Annotated in this window: 20 protein-coding genes and 1 pseudogene; 15 read left to right on the top strand and 6 right to left on the bottom strand. The window is 67.8% G+C overall.

From position 1 onward, the window contains the following. The first annotated feature begins 41 nt into the window (after positions 1 to 41). A complete protein-coding gene (locus tag ACWDUM_RS25035) occupies positions 42 to 629 on the top strand; it encodes an HD domain-containing protein (RefSeq protein ID WP_450114023.1) in 588 nt (195 codons plus the stop codon). Positions 630 to 741: 112 nt separating this feature from the next. Here ACWDUM_RS25035 and ACWDUM_RS25040 read toward each other — a convergent pair whose 3' ends face one another. Continuing rightward, on the bottom strand, positions 742 to 906 hold the full coding sequence (locus ACWDUM_RS25040) for a hypothetical protein (protein ID WP_450136061.1): 165 nt from the start codon (positions 904 to 906) through the stop codon (positions 742 to 744). A gap of 284 nt (positions 907 to 1,190) precedes the next feature. On the opposite strand from ACWDUM_RS25040, the gene ACWDUM_RS25045 reads away from it, so the two are divergent. After that, positions 1,191 to 1,610 carry a hypothetical protein gene (locus tag ACWDUM_RS25045; protein WP_450136062.1) on the top strand — a complete coding sequence of 140 codons (420 nt, stop codon included), beginning with the start codon at positions 1,191 to 1,193 and terminating at the stop codon, positions 1,608 to 1,610. 135 nt (positions 1,611 to 1,745) lie between these two features. On the opposite strand, the gene ACWDUM_RS25050 is transcribed toward ACWDUM_RS25045, so the two are convergent. Beyond that, positions 1,746 to 2,318, bottom strand: coding sequence for a pentapeptide repeat-containing protein (locus ACWDUM_RS25050; protein ID WP_450136063.1), 573 nt, complete (start codon positions 2,316 to 2,318; stop codon positions 1,746 to 1,748). A 251-nt stretch (positions 2,319 to 2,569) separates the two neighbouring features. On the opposite strand from ACWDUM_RS25050, the gene ACWDUM_RS25055 reads away from it, so the two are divergent. The 3 genes from ACWDUM_RS25055 to ACWDUM_RS25065 all read left to right on the top strand — a co-directional run bounded on the left by ACWDUM_RS25055 (position 2,570) and on the right by ACWDUM_RS25065 (position 3,991). Beyond that, positions 2,570 to 3,085 (top strand): putative immunity protein, encoded by a 516-nt coding sequence (locus ACWDUM_RS25055; RefSeq protein WP_450136064.1) that lies wholly within the window; start codon positions 2,570 to 2,572, stop codon positions 3,083 to 3,085. 75 nt (positions 3,086 to 3,160) lie between these two features. Continuing rightward, positions 3,161 to 3,502, top strand: a complete 342-nt coding sequence (locus ACWDUM_RS25060; protein WP_450114018.1) for an ArsR/SmtB family transcription factor — start codon at positions 3,161 to 3,163, stop codon at positions 3,500 to 3,502. Between the two features lie 3 nt (positions 3,503 to 3,505). Further along, positions 3,506 to 3,991: an SRPBCC family protein gene (locus ACWDUM_RS25065; RefSeq protein WP_450136065.1), complete on the top strand. Its 486-nt coding sequence runs from the start codon at positions 3,506 to 3,508 to the stop codon at positions 3,989 to 3,991. Between the two features lie 94 nt (positions 3,992 to 4,085). Here the strand turns inward: ACWDUM_RS25065 and ACWDUM_RS25070 are convergent, their stop codons facing one another. Next, positions 4,086 to 4,982 carry an NADP-dependent oxidoreductase gene (locus ACWDUM_RS25070; RefSeq protein WP_450136066.1) on the bottom strand — a complete coding sequence of 299 codons (897 nt, stop codon included), beginning with the start codon at positions 4,980 to 4,982 and terminating at the stop codon, positions 4,086 to 4,088. Positions 4,983 to 5,286: 304 nt separating this feature from the next. Here ACWDUM_RS25070 and ACWDUM_RS25075 point away from each other — a divergent pair, with 304 nt between their 5' ends. From ACWDUM_RS25075 to ACWDUM_RS25090, 4 genes are all read left to right on the top strand, one after another. Then, positions 5,287 to 5,700 carry a winged helix-turn-helix transcriptional regulator gene (locus ACWDUM_RS25075; RefSeq protein WP_450136067.1) on the top strand — a complete coding sequence of 138 codons (414 nt, stop codon included), beginning with the start codon at positions 5,287 to 5,289 and terminating at the stop codon, positions 5,698 to 5,700. Positions 5,701 to 5,937: 237 nt separating this feature from the next. Next, on the top strand, positions 5,938 to 6,480 hold the full coding sequence (locus ACWDUM_RS25080; protein WP_450136068.1) for a DUF2231 domain-containing protein: 543 nt from the start codon (positions 5,938 to 5,940) through the stop codon (positions 6,478 to 6,480). 35 nt (positions 6,481 to 6,515) lie between these two features. Further along, positions 6,516 to 6,953: a hypothetical protein gene (locus ACWDUM_RS25085; protein WP_450136069.1), complete on the top strand. Its 438-nt coding sequence runs from the start codon at positions 6,516 to 6,518 to the stop codon at positions 6,951 to 6,953. Position 6,954: 1 nt separating this feature from the next. Continuing rightward, positions 6,955 to 7,887, top strand: a complete 933-nt coding sequence (locus ACWDUM_RS25090) for a hypothetical protein (RefSeq protein WP_450136070.1) — start codon at positions 6,955 to 6,957, stop codon at positions 7,885 to 7,887. An 87-nt stretch (positions 7,888 to 7,974) separates the two neighbouring features. Here ACWDUM_RS25090 and ACWDUM_RS25095 read toward each other — a convergent pair whose 3' ends face one another. Then, positions 7,975 to 8,367: a hypothetical protein gene (locus tag ACWDUM_RS25095; protein ID WP_450136071.1), complete on the bottom strand. Its 393-nt coding sequence runs from the start codon at positions 8,365 to 8,367 to the stop codon at positions 7,975 to 7,977. Positions 8,368 to 9,674: 1,307 nt separating this feature from the next. On the opposite strand from ACWDUM_RS25095, the gene ACWDUM_RS25100 reads away from it, so the two are divergent. Next, entirely contained in the window at positions 9,675 to 10,208 is a 534-nt protein-coding gene (locus ACWDUM_RS25100) for a glutathione peroxidase (protein ID WP_450136072.1), read from the top strand. A 97-nt stretch (positions 10,209 to 10,305) separates the two neighbouring features. Here the strand turns inward: ACWDUM_RS25100 and ACWDUM_RS25105 are convergent. Beyond that, positions 10,306 to 10,740 (bottom strand): annotated as a pseudogene (locus ACWDUM_RS25105) (winged helix-turn-helix transcriptional regulator); the annotation flags it as partial. Positions 10,741 to 10,862: 122 nt separating this feature from the next. On the opposite strand from ACWDUM_RS25105, the gene ACWDUM_RS25110 reads away from it, so the two are divergent. The 4 genes from ACWDUM_RS25110 (at position 10,863) to ACWDUM_RS25125 (ending at position 14,904) form a co-directional block, all read left to right on the top strand. Then, entirely contained in the window at positions 10,863 to 11,780 is a 918-nt protein-coding gene (locus tag ACWDUM_RS25110; protein WP_450136073.1) for an NADP-dependent oxidoreductase, read from the top strand. Between the two features lie 405 nt (positions 11,781 to 12,185). Then, positions 12,186 to 13,601: an aldehyde dehydrogenase family protein gene (locus tag ACWDUM_RS25115; protein WP_450136074.1), complete on the top strand. Its 1,416-nt coding sequence runs from the start codon at positions 12,186 to 12,188 to the stop codon at positions 13,599 to 13,601. Between the two features lie 83 nt (positions 13,602 to 13,684). Continuing rightward, the gene (locus ACWDUM_RS25120) at positions 13,685 to 14,308 is read left to right on the top strand and encodes a ClpP family protease (protein ID WP_450114008.1); all 624 of its coding nucleotides are present in this window, start codon (positions 13,685 to 13,687) and stop codon (positions 14,306 to 14,308) included. Beyond that, positions 14,305 to 14,904 carry a ClpP family protease gene (locus ACWDUM_RS25125; RefSeq protein ID WP_450136075.1) on the top strand — a complete coding sequence of 200 codons (600 nt, stop codon included), beginning with the start codon at positions 14,305 to 14,307 and terminating at the stop codon, positions 14,902 to 14,904. The genes ACWDUM_RS25120 and ACWDUM_RS25125 overlap by 4 nt, the downstream gene beginning before the upstream one ends. Positions 14,905 to 14,954: 50 nt before the next feature. Here ACWDUM_RS25125 and ACWDUM_RS25130 read toward each other — a convergent pair whose 3' ends face one another. Then, positions 14,955 to 15,455, bottom strand: coding sequence for a helix-turn-helix domain-containing protein (locus ACWDUM_RS25130; protein WP_450136076.1), 501 nt, complete (start codon positions 15,453 to 15,455; stop codon positions 14,955 to 14,957). Between the two features lie 182 nt (positions 15,456 to 15,637). Between ACWDUM_RS25130 and ACWDUM_RS25135 the strand changes: the two genes are divergently transcribed. After that, positions 15,638 to 16,435, top strand: coding sequence for a TolB family protein (locus ACWDUM_RS25135; protein WP_450136077.1), 798 nt, complete (start codon positions 15,638 to 15,640; stop codon positions 16,433 to 16,435). Positions 16,436 to 16,441: the final 6 nt, after the last annotated feature.

Genomic DNA, 16,441 nt, shown 5'->3' on the forward strand with positions numbered 1-16,441 from the left:
CCGTGGTTCCAGATCTGTCCGCCCGCGAAAAGGAGGTCCCCGTGACCGAGATCGACCAGCCGACACCCATGGTCGGCTTCACCAGAATGGACGAGTCGACGAAGGAGGACATCGAACTCATCGTCACCGAGTCGAAGAAGTTTCTGAACGATCGCCTGGTCGACACGATGATCGACCTGCTCGACTCCCTCAAGGGCCCCACGCTCGGCTACCAGGTCGACCGCTACGAGCACTCGCTGCAGACGGCGTCGAGAGCCCACCGCGAAGGGGCCAGGACCGATCTGGTCGTCGCCGCCCTGCTGCACGACGTCGGCGATGCGATGGCACCGGCGAACCACGCGGAGTTGGCGGCCTCGATCGTCCGTCCTTACCTGGACGCGGAGTCGACCTGGGTCGTGCAGCACCACGGCATCTTCCAGGGGTACCACTATTGGGACCGTCTCGGGCTCGACACGAACGCCCGCGAGAAGTTCCGCAGTTCACCGTATTTCGACACATGTGCCCACTTCTGCGCCGAGTGGGACCAGGTGTCCTTCGACCCGGCCTACCCGACCCTCCCGATCGATCACTTCGTGCCGATGTTGCGTGAGGTGTTCACCCGCCCGGCATCGGGATTCGGCTCGGACTGACCCGGACCGACACCGGCACACCGCCGTCGGTCGGATGCCGCACAGGCGCCTGCAGCTCGACGAGCCGTGGGCGCCTGTCCGCGTGGCGGGGAGGACCCGGGGAGGCGTTCGGTCATCGTTGTCGGTACGGTGACCCGACCCGCGCGATCCGCAGCAGCCACGGCAGCACGCCGTGCCTGTGCACCATCGGAATGAAGTCTTTGCCGGTGGCCTGCTCGAGATGGTCGCGCCGTGCGTGGGCGACCTCGGTGGGGTCGGTGGTCGCGCACCGTCGCATGCCCCAAGACGAATTTGGAACAGTTCCAACATTGTTCGTGGTCCAGAGTGGGATACTCGGACATTCGGATCCCCTCTGTCTGGAGTTGAGGGGATAGGATTGACTGACTTGCTTCCGTGTGGACCACAGGACGAAGGATGAGGCGATCCTGCGCCTTCGATGGCCGGTGCCCGCGTCTTTCACGTCGTCGACGTCACCGCATGTCTCGACGGCCGACCGAGTGTGTCCGCCTCGGGCCATCGCTTCAGAAAGCCGTCAACCCTCGGTGACGCGGATTCGTCAACTTGGAGCGGGCAGAACCCGGTACGACGAAAGGAATTCCGATGTTCACGTGCAAAGGCAAAGCTCTTGGTCGAACGGCGGGGCTGATCGCGGTGGTGGGCGCATTCTCGTTGGCGGCACCGCCGGCCGCGTCGGCCGCGCCCTCCGCTTTCGTACCGTCCTCGATATCGAGTTGCGCGCCCGGCGAATGGCTCACATTCACCGCCGAGCGGGTGGCACCCGACCGAATCAACTACACGACCACCGCGCCGCTGGCGAAGTGGAACGGAGCCATCGTCCAGTGGACCAATCTGACCACCGGCGCCCAGGGCTTCGCGTTCATGAATGCCGCGGTTCCGGCGAGCGTCGGGCTGGGTCCCGTCCTGAGCCAGGTGGCGGGTTTGCTGCCCTGCTATGTGTCTTCGGGTGTGGTGATGTCCTGATCGTGTTCAGCCGATGACGGCGGGCGCCTCGACTTCGACGAGTACGTCCGGCTCGACCAGGTGATCAACGCCGATGAGGGACACCTGCGGCAGCGGCGGTCGATCGGGTTCGGTGCCCTTGCCGGTCGCCGCCGGTCAGTCGGGCACCGTGCCGTCCGGCATGGTGGCGTCGGTGAGATCGGCACCGGCCAGGTCGACGGAGGCGAGGTTCGCGCCGGTCAGATTGGCCTTGCCCAGGTAGGTGCCGACCAGGGTGGCGTCGGTCAGGTCGGCTTCGCCGAGGTAGGCGCCGGTCATGTACGCACCGGAGAGGTCTGCGCCGGTGAGATCCGCGTGCCCGAGATAGGTCGACGTCAGGTAGGCCATCGTCAGGTCGGCGTTCCGCAGGACGGCCCGGGTGAGATACGCGCCGGTGAAGTTGGCGTCATGGGCGACCGCCCCCGTGAGATCCGCCCTCGCCAGGTCGGTGCCGACGAACTCGGCGGAGGTCAGATCGGCCCCCGCGAGCGTGGCGTCCGTGAGGTCGGCTCCCGACAGGTCGGCGCCGGTGAGGTCCACGCCCGCGAGGTCGGCGTTCGCCAGGTTGGCGCCCGACAGATCGGCATCGACGAGGCTGACGCTCGAGTCGCGTTCGGCCCGTTGGGAATTCCAGGCCGCAACGTCCGAGCGCAGCAGGTCCAGCGGATTCGCCTGCGATGTCGATGTCATTGAACCCCCAGGACGACAGCGGTGGTCGGTACCCGAGCTGGGCCGGCCGAACTTCCGAGTGATGCGGACGTCGCCCGCCGTGTTGACCGCGTAAAACTAGCAGCGACCGGGTGGCCTGCGGGCGGTCTCGCGCCCATTTGCCCGGCCGGGCCGAGCCGCCCGAATTCCGGACTGCCGTGCCGGCGCAACGGCCCGGTCGCGCCTGCGCCCCCTTGGGTGTTGGGTGGATGCGAGCAGAAGGGGTGTCAACCATGATCCTTCCGAAGGTCCGAGACCCTCGGTTCGTGACGATCCGTCGCGGTGGGACGCTCACCGATTCGGATCACCATCTCCTCGCTCTGTGGGCGGCGTCGTGCGCTGAGCACGTCCTCGGGTACTTCGAGTCGGTTCGGCCCGAGGACCCGCGGCCGCGTCAGGCGATCGAGCATGCCCGTGCCTGGGCGCGTGGCGAGGTGACGATGACCCAGGCTCGCACCGCGGGTGGTCACGCCATGGGCGCGGCCAGGGACCTGCGTGGGGCGGCACGGCACGCCGCGTACGCCGCCGGCCAGGCCGGGGTCGTCGCACACGTCGCCGCGCACGAGCTCGGCGCGGCCGCCTATGCGATCAAGGCCGCGCGTGCTGCCGCGCCGGACGGCGAGGATGAGGCCGCAGGGCGATTCGAGTGCCGGTGGCAGCGGGACCGGCTTCCGGAGGCGATTCGCGAGCTCGTCCTCGACGACCAGCAGCTGCGGAATGCCATCTGCTGGTCGGTGTTCGACTGCTGACCGCGCGCCGGGTGCGTGGACGGCATTGCGGAAAGGGCTTGACAATCTACAACCAAGCGGTTGTATGTTTGAACTGTGAATGGAGACGACGAGGACCGGGCGGACGCCCTGTTCCACGCGCTCGCCGACCGCACCCGGCGCGACATCATGCGCCGCGTGCTCGCCGGGGAGCACTCGGTTTCCGCGCTCGCGGCTGAGTACGACATGAGCTTCGCCGCGGTGCAGAAGCACGTCGCCGTGTTGGAGAAGGCCGGGCTGCTCGTCAAGCGACGTAGTGGTCGGGAGCAGCTGGCCAGCGGCGACGTGGCGGCGGTGCGATCGGTGGCGTCCATGCTCACCGAGTTGGAGCAGGTGTGGCGTGGGCGCATCGCACGCATCGACGAACTCATCGCATCAGACTCGACCAAGGAGGGCTGAGGAATGCCTGTGACCGACGTCAAGCAAGATCTGGACAACCTGACCCTGACCATCACGGCCGATTTCGCCGCACCGGTGGAGCGGATCTGGCAGATCTACGCCGACCCGCGCCAGCTCGAGAAGGTGTGGGGCCCGCCGAGCCACCCCGCGACCGTGGTCGACCACGACCTCACTCCGGGTGGCCGCACGACGTACTTCATGACCGGACCGGACGGCGACAAGTTCGCCGGGTACTGGCAGATCACGGCGGTCGACGAGCCGACGAGCTTCTCCTTCGTCGACGGTTTCGCCGACACGGACTTCAACCCGAACCCCGCCCTGCCGGTCTCCCGGAACGTCTACACCTTCGCCGAGCACGACGGCGGCACTCGCGCAACCTACGTGAGCACCTTCGAGTCGGCCGAGGCGCTGCAGCAGGTCTTGGACATGGGAGTGATCGAGGGTTCCTCGCTGGCGATCAACCAGATCGACGACCTGATCGCCGTCTGAGAGCGCGCCGCGGCCGGACCGTCCCTGTCGGGGCGGCCGGCCGTTCCGCGGCGAGAACCGCCTGCCCTGGCCCGGTCGGGCGCCTGTTCGGGCGTCAGGGGATGAGAACGAGTCGTCCGCGCACGCCGCCTTCGGCCAACCGGGTGTGGGCTGCCGCTGCATCCTCGAGCGGGTAGGTCTGTGCGACGCGGGCCACGATTACCCCCTGGTCGGCGAGGCGGGAGAGCTCGGCGAGCTGGGCGCCGTCGGCCCGTACGTCCAGGGCGTCGACGCTGACGCCGCGCTCCGACTCCGGTTCCTGCCCCGGCCACAAGCCGACGTACGAGCCACCGTCGCGGACAGCGTCGATCGCCTCAGGGCCCAGGCCCGCGGCGTCGAGCACGCCGTCGAAATCGGCAGACCCAAGGTCCGCTCCGCGGGACAGGAAGTGCCCGGCTCCGCGCGAGAGCAGGAAGGGCTCGTCACCGACAGAGGCCAGTGCTGTGACCTCCAGGCCCATCCGGTGAGCCAACTCCACCGCGTGCCCTCCGACTGCGCCGGCCGCTCCCGTGACCAGTAGGCTCTGCCCCCGCCGCAGCGCCAGCATGTCCAGGGCCTGAGCGGCGGACAGCGCGTTGAGGGGGAGTGCCGCGGCATGCACGTCGTCGAGGGATCCGGGCGACGGGGCAATGGCGGTCGCGTCGAGCACGACGTGATCGGCATGTGTGCCAAGCGGTTTCACGTGGCCGGTGGCCAGACCCATGACCCGGTCCCCGACCGCCCAGTCGACCCCGGCGCCCACGGCATCGATCGTGCCGGCGACATCCCAGCCCAAACCGATCCGCTCCCCGTCGTTGCCGAAGACTCCCGAACGCATGGCAACGTCCACCGGATTCAGCGCAGCCGCGCCGACCTTGATCCTCACCTGCCCTGGTCCCGGGACCGGTACCGGGACCTCGGTGATCTCCACTGACTCGGGCCCGCCGAAGCGGGAAACGGTTGCGGCGCGCATGAACATGGTCTTCCTTCTGGGAGGGGTGCGGGCGCGGGCTCCCGCATCGGCTGAAACTTCCGCTGCTGCTCGCGGGCGAAGCCCGACCGTCGAAACGGCCGGAGGGGTGACAGCCCGGAGCGGGCCGCCCGTCCAGGTGCCGGCGGGCCGCGTCCAGGCGATCGACGCTGCGGAAGGTCGTTCGTCGACGGTGCCTGGTTGCACGGCTCTGAACTGGTGCCTTACGAATAGTGCGTGACTCCATGATGGGGCAGTATTGAAGGCGATACAAAACGCACACGCGTGTGCGGAAGGCAGGTGCGCCATGGAACCCGACCCGATCACGGGGCACAACGGGGCGCTTCCCGGGCCGTGCTCCCGATGGCCGGCGGAGCAGGGGGAGACCATTCGGCAGATCATCGAGCGCGCGGGAAACAAGTGGGCCGTGCTCGTCGTCGGTTCGCTGCGGGGCGGGCCTCTGCGCTACACCGACCTGCTGCACTCCATTCCAGGCCTCTCGCAGCGCATGCTCACGCACACCCTGCGCCAGCTGCGGCGTGACGGTCTCGTCACCAGAACCGCCTATCCCGAGGTGCCGCCGCGCGTGGAGTATGCACTGACCGATCTGGGTGCCACCCTGCTCATCGCCATCACCACCCTGATCGATTGGGCCGGTACCCACCACGACGAGATCCAGGAGAACCGCGCGCGATTCGACAAGGCCGAGGCCACGACCTGAGGCAGGGCTCCACTTCACAACAGCGAGTGGAGAATTGACGTGGCACGATATCGATGGTGCCAGGCCGGTTTGCGGGTGCGGAAGTCGCTGATCAGTCCAGCGATGACGTCGGCACGTGCGAGGTGGCCGCTGGAAAGAAAGTGGCTTTCGGCAACCGAACGGGTGGTCTTGACCGGACTGGGCAATTGGACCACGCTGAAACGATCAAACCTCGCCGGCGTGAAGTAGGTGGTCGGTGTGCCAGTCGAAGCGGACCGAGGCAAGCACCCGGTCAGCGCGGGGTTGGCCGGGCCGTACGGCCATCCGTTCCACCCGATCCTGGTGAACGTGCCGATCGGGGCGTGGGTGGCGAGCTTGGTGTTCGACATTGGGTCGCGGGTCGTCGACGAGCCTCGCTTCCTCACCCAAGGATCGGTGTGGCTGATCGCGATCGGTGTCCTCGGGGCTCTGGCCGCGGCGATGATCGGCTTCCTCGACCTGTTCGCAATACCGCCGGGGACGCCGGCGTTCCGCACCGGCCTGGTGCACATGGCCCTCAATCTCGCGGTGACAGCGGCGTTCGCGGTCAACTTTCTCTGGCGTCAGTCGGAGTACGGGCAGCCACATCCGGTCGGTGTCGGACAGATCGTGCTGTCGGTGGTGAGCGTGATCGCCCTGTCCGTGTCCGGATATCTCGGTGGCAAGCTCGCGTTCCGTTACGGGGTCCGGGTAGCTGACGAGGAAACCCAGGCAGAGGGTTTCGGTCCGCCCCCCGGACACGAGCGGTCGGTGCAGTCGTAATCATCCGTCCTGTCCACCACTTGTTAGGAGATGACATGGGTGTCGCAGCGCTCGTGACGTGGCTACTGACGGCGGTCGGCGGTTTCTACATGCTGGCCACCTGGATCGCCAAAGGCGGGTCACGCCAACCACATGGCAGCCACTTTCCGCCGGCACTGATATTCGGGCACTTCGCACTCGCCGTGATCGGCCTGATCGTGTGGATCGTCTACCTCGTCGCCGACAAGGACGCGGTTGCCTGGATTGCCTTCGTCCTGTTGATACCCGTCGCGCTCTTGGGATTTGCCATGTTGGTGCGATGGATACCGACCTACCGCGCCGCGGCCGGTGCGGGTGGCGTCCCGCCCGCCACTGCAGCGCAGGACCCGGCGGAGAAGCACTTCCCTGTTGCCGTCGTCGCGGGGCACGGCGTATTCGCCGTGGTGACCGTGGTGCTGGTGCTGCTGACCGCCCTCGGCGTGGGCGGCAGCTGACATGAAACCCTCTGCATCTCTGGGTGATGGGTCGAGTGGACCGGCCCGCGTGAAGTATCGACACGGAGCGGCGCGCTACCCCAGGACCCTCTCGGTCCTGGCACTCGTCGGAGTGTGTCTTCTCTCCCCGACAGCCGGCCGGACAGCGAGCGGCGCACCCGCGGCAGACGCGGTCGACACCGGGTTCGCGATCCCCTTCTCCGGGGCACCCGGCTACGAGCTCCTGGCACCGACGCAGACGACCGGTCCGGCTCAGCTCAATCAGCCACTCGGTCAGCAGGCGGCGGACGAGATCGCCGGTCGGATCGGGCTGAACCCAAGTGACGCGTTGTCCGAGCAGCAGTATCGCGACCTCATCACCGGCGGCGGGGTGGGCGGCAGCCGCGAAGCGGCCGAGGTGATCGATGCATGCGCCCGGATCCTCACCAATACGAACGGCCGTCCTCTCTATTCCAACGTCGACGGCCACGCCATACCGTCGGTTCTGGCCAGCTACGGGCTCTACGTGAACACCAGCGGACTGCTGGAGAGTCCGGCCAACGCGGACGCGCCGACGCGGCAGGTGAACTCGTTGATCGCTCCCGGCGGGTTCGTGGGCACCTGGCTGCGGAACAACGGTGCGACACGAAGCCTGGTGGCGCTCTACCGGTCGGCCTACACGGTGCAGGCCGTCTATGGCTTCGCAGCGCAGCAGATTTCGGGCACAGCTCAACTGGTCACCAATGCCAAGGCAGGTGTGAGTTCGCAGGTGGGCATGTCGATGGCGCCGCCGCTCTGGATGGTGAACTTCGCCCTGCTCTACATATTGAAGCCTTCCCTCGCGGCGGCGATGCCCGCCCACTGGGCTCCCATTCCTTCGGCGGTTGCCGACGCCGTCAGGTCGAGCCCCACCGGCCAGGTACCATTCAGCGAATATGCCTCCCATTTCCGGTGATTCGAGTCAGTGCCCTGCGGGGTCTTGCTCGATGACGTGAGCGGCGGCGAGGTGCGGAACCCCGGGCCGTCACCCCCTGCGGTGGCGTCAGGGGACGACCACGTCCGTCGAAACAGGAATGCTCGGGTGGTCGGTCCGCAAGGTGAGCCGAACGCGTCCCGGGCCCGTACCCACATGCACGGTCATCGGCCGGGTGCTCGTGTTGCTCGCGGGAACGTACCGGCTCACCGTGCCACTTTGACCGGTGTCGAGGTTCTGCCAATCGACGATCGCAGTCACGTCGCACGCCAGGATGGTCGGCGCCCACTCGCCGAGCGGTGAGAAGCCTTGCGAGATTCTCAATTCGACGGAATGGACGGCCCCCGGAGCTGCGGAGTACTCCCACAGAGGTCCGTCGAACGCGTTCCCGGAAGCGACCAGCATGCCTGCACAGATGCCGTTTCCGAGCGTCCACACCGGGGCCATTCCGACGTCGGTCATGGCGCACGTTCGTGGTCCCACATTCGACCACCCGAGCTGACAAGAATCGGCAGCGCCGGCCACGCCCGGCGCCACAACGAACATCGCAGTGCCCAGAAGCCCGGCGGCTGCGGCTGAAGCAAATCGATGTGAAATTTTCATGCTTCGAGCATCGTCCGGTTTGCCGTGTTCGTTACACCGCACAGTGTGTGTGGATCCGGCTGCGCGGGAGTGGTTCTGGATTCCCCTCCTGTCCCGGCGAACGCGTCGGTCCTGTAATGGTGGTGCACAGGCAGCCGATGTTCTCGGTGTCGGGACACGCGCGGGTCGTGCGTGTCGGGGTTCGGGGTGGTCCGGAAACAAGGGGTGGGTATGAGAACAACCGCTGCAGTGTGGTTTGTTGCTTCGGGTCTGGTGGTCGCTGGTTGCGCTGATGGCGGCACGCCGGCCGACACGGGGGGTGCGTCCTCGGTGACCACCACGGTCGCGGCAGTCTCCCCAACGCCTTTCACGAGCGGTACCCCGATTGCAGCTACCGCGCCGCAACCCGCGGACGCTGGGTCCAGCGGCTCGTCGGACGCTGACAGCGCAACCGCCGGACCGGACGAGGCTCACCCCGATTCGCACGCGGCGGAGGGAACTCAGTGGCCCGGCCCCAACAGGTCCGGGGCGGCGCCCTCGCCGGATTTCCCCACGACACTTCCGGAATGGACGCTGTCGCGGTCCTGGACGGGTACGGCCCGGGCATTCCCGGGACAGTGGACGGCGGCCCCGGGACCGGACAACATGCCGTACACCGCACCCCAGAATCACTGCGACAGTGGTCGCATCCTGGTTCGGTGGCGCGCACTGAATCCCAACGCGACCGTGATCGCGACGGACCAGGCTCCGCGGGACCCGGCCCTGGTCACGGCGAACGCCGGGTGGATGGACTTGGATGCCTGTCACGTTCCGGCGTTCCAGTTCGCCGCCAGCACTGATGCGAGCACTCTGACCGATGTCACGGTCGCGATTCAGCAGTGGTCACCGGCCCCCTAGCGACATTCGCGGGCTCGCACGGACCGCGTCGGGGGTCTGGGCTACAAGCGGATTGACCGGGTTCGCATCGACCCGGCGTTGCGTTGATTCGGGTGCACAGGAGATTTCGGATTTCCTTGCCGGTCCTGCCGGGCCTGCCGGTTCGCCCCGCGAGCCCGACCGTAACATCCAGGGTGATTTCAGGGCATCCTGCTACGCCGCGAGAACGCGCTGAAACCCCCGTGCACGAGAAGCCCCGTGCACGATCCGAAACAGCTGGTCCGTTCCATCCGCATCAAGAGGGAGAGTTCATGAGCGTCCACAACTTCACCGTCGCGACCGCCGACGGCACCACCGAGGACCTGAGCGGCTACGCAGGCAGGTACCTGCTCATCGTCAACGTCGCCAGCAAGTGCGGCCTGACCCCCCAGTACGAGGGCCTCGAGGCACTGAACCGCAAGTCCGACGATCTCGGCCTGCAGATCATCGGCTTCCCGTGCAACCAGTTCGCGGGCCAGGAACCCGGCACCGACGCCGAGATCCAGGAGTTCTGCCGCATCAACTACGACGTCACCTTCCCGGTGTACGGCAAGATCGACGTCAACGGCGACGACGCGCACCCGCTGTACCAGCACCTGCGCGCCCAGGCGCCCGGCGACTTCGGCCCGGACCACGGTTTCCTGTTCGAGCACGTCAGCAAGACGATGCCCGAGTCGATCGGCACCGACGCGGTCAAGTGGAACTTCACCAAGTTCCTCGTCGACCCCGAAGGCAAGGTCGTGCAGCGCTTCGAGCCGACCGTCCTGCCCGCGGAGATCGAGACGGCACTCGCCGAGCTCGCCTAGCAGCGCCGAATCCAGCTCACCCGCCCCCGGGACCGGCCACACCGGTCTCCGGGGGCGGTCCCGTCGAGGGCGTCGTGCGGTCTGCGACCGGTCGGTCGCGCGAGTCGTACATCTCGCGATGGGCTAGCACCTCGTCCATGTGTGCCTCGGCCCAGTCCTTGAGGCCGCGCATCATCTGCTGGAGCGAGAGGCCGAGGTCGGTCAACTCGTAGGTGACGGTGACCGGCACGGTCGGGGTCACGGTGCGGGTGAGCAGGCCGTCCCGCTCGAGCGAGCGCAGCGTCTGGGTGAGCATCTTCTGGCTGACCCCGGCCAGCCGGCGCGACAACTCCGAGTACCGCATCGCCCGCGGCGCGTCGACGTCGCCGCACCCGGGGCGACGAGGGCCGCCACCGCCGAGCGCGGCCAGGATCAGCGCGACCCACTTGTCGGAGATCCGGTCGAGTAGCCGGCGGCTGGGGCAGCTCGCCAGGAACGCGTCGTACTCCTGCCTTGCCTGTGCCCGTTTCTGGGCAGCGGTCGTGGTCGGCATCGCCCCGCTCCTTCCTCGCGGAGGGTGGCTTACGCACTTCGAAGTGCGTACTTCCCGTTGGGGAGCTACCCACCAATCATGAAGCGAGGGGGTTCCCACAGACAAGCAGGAGGAGCGACGTCATGAACACAGCGACCTTTCGCGCCGCCGTCGTCCGCACCCCCAGCGGACCCGGCTCGATCGAACTCATCAACGTTCCCGTCGTCGACGCCGGACCCGGCCAGGTGCGGGTCGCAATCGCCGCGGCGCCGGTCAACCCCGTCGACCTCGCCGTCGCCGAGGGCCGTTTCCACGACGCGGGACTGATCGACCAACCCGAACACACCGGCCTGGGCTGGGACTTCGCCGGCACCGTCCTCGCCGCCGGACCGGGCGTGGACCTCGCCGTCGGGACCCGGGTCGCCGGTCTCGTCGGCGGCTTCGACCGCGACTTCGGCACCTACGCCGAGCAACTGGTCGTGCCGGCCACCGACGTCGCCGTCGTGCCCGACGACATGGATCTGGTGACGGCCTCGACCGTGCCACTCAACGGGTCGGCCGCGGCCGGGATCGTCGACCTGCTCGGCGACGCGCCCGCTGACGGCAACCGACTACTGGTGACCGGCGCGGCCGGGGCGGTCGGCGGATACCTCGCCATCCTTGCGCCGGCCCGCGGCTGGCGGGTGACCGGGCTGGCCCGAGCGGACGACGAGAAGTTCGTCCGCAGCCTCGGCGCCGACTTCACCACCCGCGCCCAACCCGGGTGGGACGCCGTCGCCGACTGCGCGTCCATTCTCGAGCGCGGCCTCGCCCTGGTCCGTGACGGCGGCCGGTACGTCGGCGTCCGGCCGAACCTCGAACCGTCCACCGAGCGCGGCATCACCGTCGCCTCGGTGAACACCCAACCCGACGGTGTCCGCCTGGCCGCCTTGCTCGCCCGCGCCGCATCGGGCGAACTGCCTGCACGAGTGCACGCGGTCGTGCCGCTGGACCGCGTCGCCGACGCCCACCGGGCCGTGGCCGCGGGCGGGGTGCGCGGCCGCTACGTGCTCGCACCCTGACCTGCCCGCCCGCCCTCGGCGCGGCAACGCTGCTTCGGCTCGGCATACCGCCACCACTGCGAGTCGGGCGCGGCGGGCACGCGAAAAATGGTGGGCACGAGGGGTATCGCGGGGTGTTGCCATGTCTGGCGACAGATCGAGGTTCGTTGCACAGGTTCACAGTCTCGATCCGGGGCCGACCGTGGTACGCGTTGTCAGGCGAGAGGATTCGTCGAGTGTGGTCATCGACCACCCCGGACAGGTCGGATGTGTGGCACCCCTGTGGTTCCACCAGGATTGCCGATAGCATCTGATTGCACGAGGCGGTTCGTGTCGGCGAGTGATCTGCTGGTTTCGGCTCCACGAAACTCACCATCGTCGACCGCATGTCGTGCCGCGCCGAACTCACATCGAGGTGAGGAAGCCGTGAAGAAGACGCTGAACGCACACCCCGGCACCACAGACAAGGGCATCACGATTCCCGAGATCGTCACGGGGCTCCGTGCGACCTACGCTGTCGGCCGCACCAGACCCGCATCATGGCGCATCGATCAACTGCGAGGAATCGAGCGGATGCTGGACGAGCGTGAGGACGAGATCGCCCGCGCCCTGGCCGACGACCTCGGACGTGATGCCTTCGAGTCCTGGATGGTCGACATCCTCCCGAACAAGATCGAGGCCGCCCACGCACGCAAAAGGGTGCGCCGGTGGATGCGCAGCCGCCCGCGCCCGCTGCCGCTGCAGCAGATGCCCGCGCTGGGTTGGGTGCAGTACGAGCCGCTGGGGGTGGTGCTCGTCATCGGGGCGTGGAACGCACCTCTGTCGGTCACCCTGGGACCGCTGGTCGCCGCACTGTCGGCGGGGAACTGCGCGGTGGTCAAGCCTTCGGAGCTGGCTCCCGCGACCTCGCGCCTGATGGCCCGGATTCTCCCCGAATACCTCGACGCCGAGGCCATCGCGGTGGTCGAGGGTGACGGGCAGATCACCCAGAGCCTGCTCGCGCAGGGCTTCGACCACGTGTTCTTCACCGGCGGCACCGAGATCGGCCGGAAGATCCTGGAGGGGGCCGCGCCGCACCTGACGCCGGTGACGCTCGAACTCGGCGGCCGGAACCCGGCGATCGTGATGCGGGACGCGGACCTCGCCGTGACCGCCCGTCGCGTCGCCTGGACGAAGGTCGCCAACTCCGGCCAGTCCTGCCTCGCGGCGGACTACGTGCTGGTCGAACGCGCCGTCCGGGACGAACTGATCGACCAAATCATCGGCAGTCTCAACGAATTCCGGGCGGAAGAACCCACGCGCGGCGTACGAATCGTCAATGAGCGACAGTTCGACCGGTTGGCCGGGTACCTCGCGCACACCGCGTCGAGGGTTGCGCTCGGGGGCGTTTCCGATCCCGCCACGCTGACGATCGAACCCACCGTGCTGGTTGATCCGAGCCCCGAGGAACCGGTCATGAGCGAGGAGATCTTCGGGCCGATCCTGCCCGTGCTCTCCGTCGACTCACTGGACGAGGCCATCGCCTTCGTCAACGCACGGCCGAAACCCCTGGCCTCCTATGTCTTCACGCGTTCGGCGCGGGCTCGCCGTCGTGTGCTGTCCGAGGTCAGCTCCGGGGGAGCGGTGGTCAATCACCTCACCTACCAGCTCGTGGCGCCCCAGCTCCCCTTCGGTGGTGTCGGCTCCAGCGGGATGGGGCGGTACCACGGCAGATCGGGATTTGAAACCCTCAGCAACCGAAAGGCCGTGCTGCGCAAGCCGTTCACCCCCGATCTCCGGCTCACCTACCCGCCCTACACCGACCGGGCGATCAATGTGATTCGCAGGCTGTACCGGGCCTGACGAAGGGTTGGTTTCGCGGTCGGCGGATCCGCTCACAGCAGCGTGGCGTTGCCCGCCGGACTTCCGGACCGCAGGGTTGGGGCATGTCCGAGAACACGATTGATCCCACCGCGGTCCTCGACCGCGACCTGAACCAACGCCTGTTCGCGCAGCGGATGATTCTGCTTGGCGACGCGCTCGAACAGTCCAACACGAACCGCATCTGCACCGCCTTGCTGGTCCTCGCCGCCGAGGACCCGGAGTCGGACATCGCGCTGGTGATCAACTCGCCGGGCGGTTCGGTGCCGGGCATGCTGGCCATTCGCGACTGCATGCGCGCCGTGCCCAACGATGTCACGACCGTGAACCTCGGCATGGCCTACAGCGCGGGTCAGTTCCTGCTGTCGGCAGGAACCCACGGCAAGCGAGTGACCCTCCCACACGCGAAGGTGTTGCTGCATCAGGGGTCCGGCGGTATGGGAGGCTCCGCTCCCGACATCGCGATCCAGGCCGACGACATCCGCCACACCCGTGACACCGTCCTCGCGTGCATCGCCGAGGACACCGGCAGATCTCTCGCTCAGGTCACCGAGGATTCGGTGCGGGACCGCTGGTTCACCGCGGACCAGGCGCTCGACTACGGCTTCGTCGACCGGATCGTGACCACCCTCGACGAGGTCGTCCCGCGTCGGCTCCCGCGGTCCTTCGGTCTGGGGGTGGCCAGGTGAGCACCTACACCATCCCCTACGTCACGCTGACGACCTCGACGGGTGAACGCACGGTCGACGTCTACAGTCGGTTGCTCGCCGAGCGGATCGTGTACCTGGGCACCGCAGTCGATCAGGGAGTTGCGAACGCCGTCATCGCGCAACTACTTCACCTGGAGAGCGAGGCACCGGACCGGCCGATCTCGCTGTACATCAACTCTCCGGGTGGTGCCGTTCACGCGGTCCTGGCCGTGTACGACGCGATGCAGTTCGTCCGCGCGCCGATCGAGACGACCTGTGTGGGCGAGGCGGTGGGCAGCGTGGCGCTGCTGTTGGCCGGGGGTGCCCCGGGCCGGCGGGCGATCCTGCGCCACGGGCGAGTTGTCCTGCATCCACCGATGACCGAGGGTGGTCGTGCGGCCATCCCCGACCTCGTCCTCGAGGCCGAGGAGATCGAACGGGTCCGCAGGCTGCAGGAACAGATCCTCGCGGACCGCACCGGACGCGAGGCCGAACAGGTACGCCGCGACATCGAGCGGCAACTCGTTCTCGCCCCCGAAGCGGCGATCGACTACGGCATCGTCGACACCGTCGTCGCCGACCGCGAGATGGCCTGACGATGCCTCGGCGCAGACGACCGTGCGCCAGCCGCACCGCCGCGGAATCTTCAGGCCGCCAGGCACACCGGGCCCTGTAGTGCCCGTCGTCCGGTGGCTGCACGTGGTGCGGCACCCAGCGGCACGACCGGGGCGAGACGGTACGCCCGCTGAGCCAAACCCTCAACGGTGGTGCCGAGCGCGCCGGCGACCGCGGCAAGCAACTCGGACGACGGATCCTTCACGCCGCGCTCGATCTCCGACAGGTACTGCGGCGAGACGCCGGCCCGCTGCGCGACGTCCGTCAAACGCTCGGCGCGCTCGGTGCGGATCCGGCGGATCTGCTCTCCGACAACCTCACGCCACAGCCGCTCCGGCGCGCCGGTGGTTTGCTTCGTCGGGGTGACGGGCTCGGCAGGGCCGGCCGCCGGTCGGGTACCCCGGTGAGTGGTGTGACGCCCATTCGGTCCCGAAGGAGCCGGTGCGATCCTGGCGATCCGCACGGGCTTGTCACCCTCGACCGCGGCGTCGCGGGATCCGGCCACATGGTGGGAAGTCCGCTGAACGACCATGGCAGTAGGCTACCCGCTGCACCCTCGGGCGGCGGTTGTCCAGCACTCCGATTCTGTGCGGCTTCCCGGCCCGCACGGCCGGCTGCTGCGATCATCACTCGATGCGATTCTCCCGGTTGTTGCCCGTTCTCGCCGTCGCATCCGTCTTGGCAGGGTGCGCGGACGACTCGCGACCTTCGCCCGTGATCGTGTCGTTCGACGACGGGTGGGGGCAGGTTTTCGTGGCGAACATCGACGGCAGCGGTCTGCGGCAGGTCACCCCGACCGTGGCCGACGACATGTCCGATGGCCGATACGGCACCTACGCCGCGCTGTCACCGGACGGCGCGCTGCTGGCCTACACCCGGGGTGGGAGGTTCATCGAGGTGGTGGATCTCGAATCGGGTGAGACGAGAACTGTTCACGAGGGTGGCTATCAGCCGGCCTTCTCGCCGGACGGGTCGTCCATCGCGTTCACGAGCGGAGGCAGTATCAGCATCATGAACACCGACGGTTCCGACGTGCGGGTCATCGCCGAGGAGGAGTCCGCTTCCGGGCCGACGTTCACGCCCGACGGGTCGCGGGTGGTCTTCAACGTCGGCGGATACATCGTCGAGGTGCCGACGGCGGGTGGGGAATCGAAGGTGATTCTGCGGGACCAGTTCTGGAACGCGGACCCTGCATACTCACCTGACGGCTCCACCCTGGTCTTCTCGAGCAACCGCGGCGGCAACAACGGCTCCGAGATCTACTCGATGCCCGCCGGTGGTGGAGACATCACGCCGTTGACCGACACCTACGCGGTTCATCCGGAGTTCACCCCCGACGGTTCTCGCATCCTCTACACCAGGGCGATGACGCAGTCGGGGGATCCGGTGACCGATGTGTCCACCTCGAGCCGTCCGGAGCTCGCCTCGATGAATCCGGACGGCTCCGATCAGAAGAGGTTGACGCCCCGTTCCATCACAGCACAGGGCCCGAGTATCGGTGGGGGACACTGATGTCGG

This window comes from Rhodococcus sp. NPDC003322 (genome assembly GCF_053589555.1).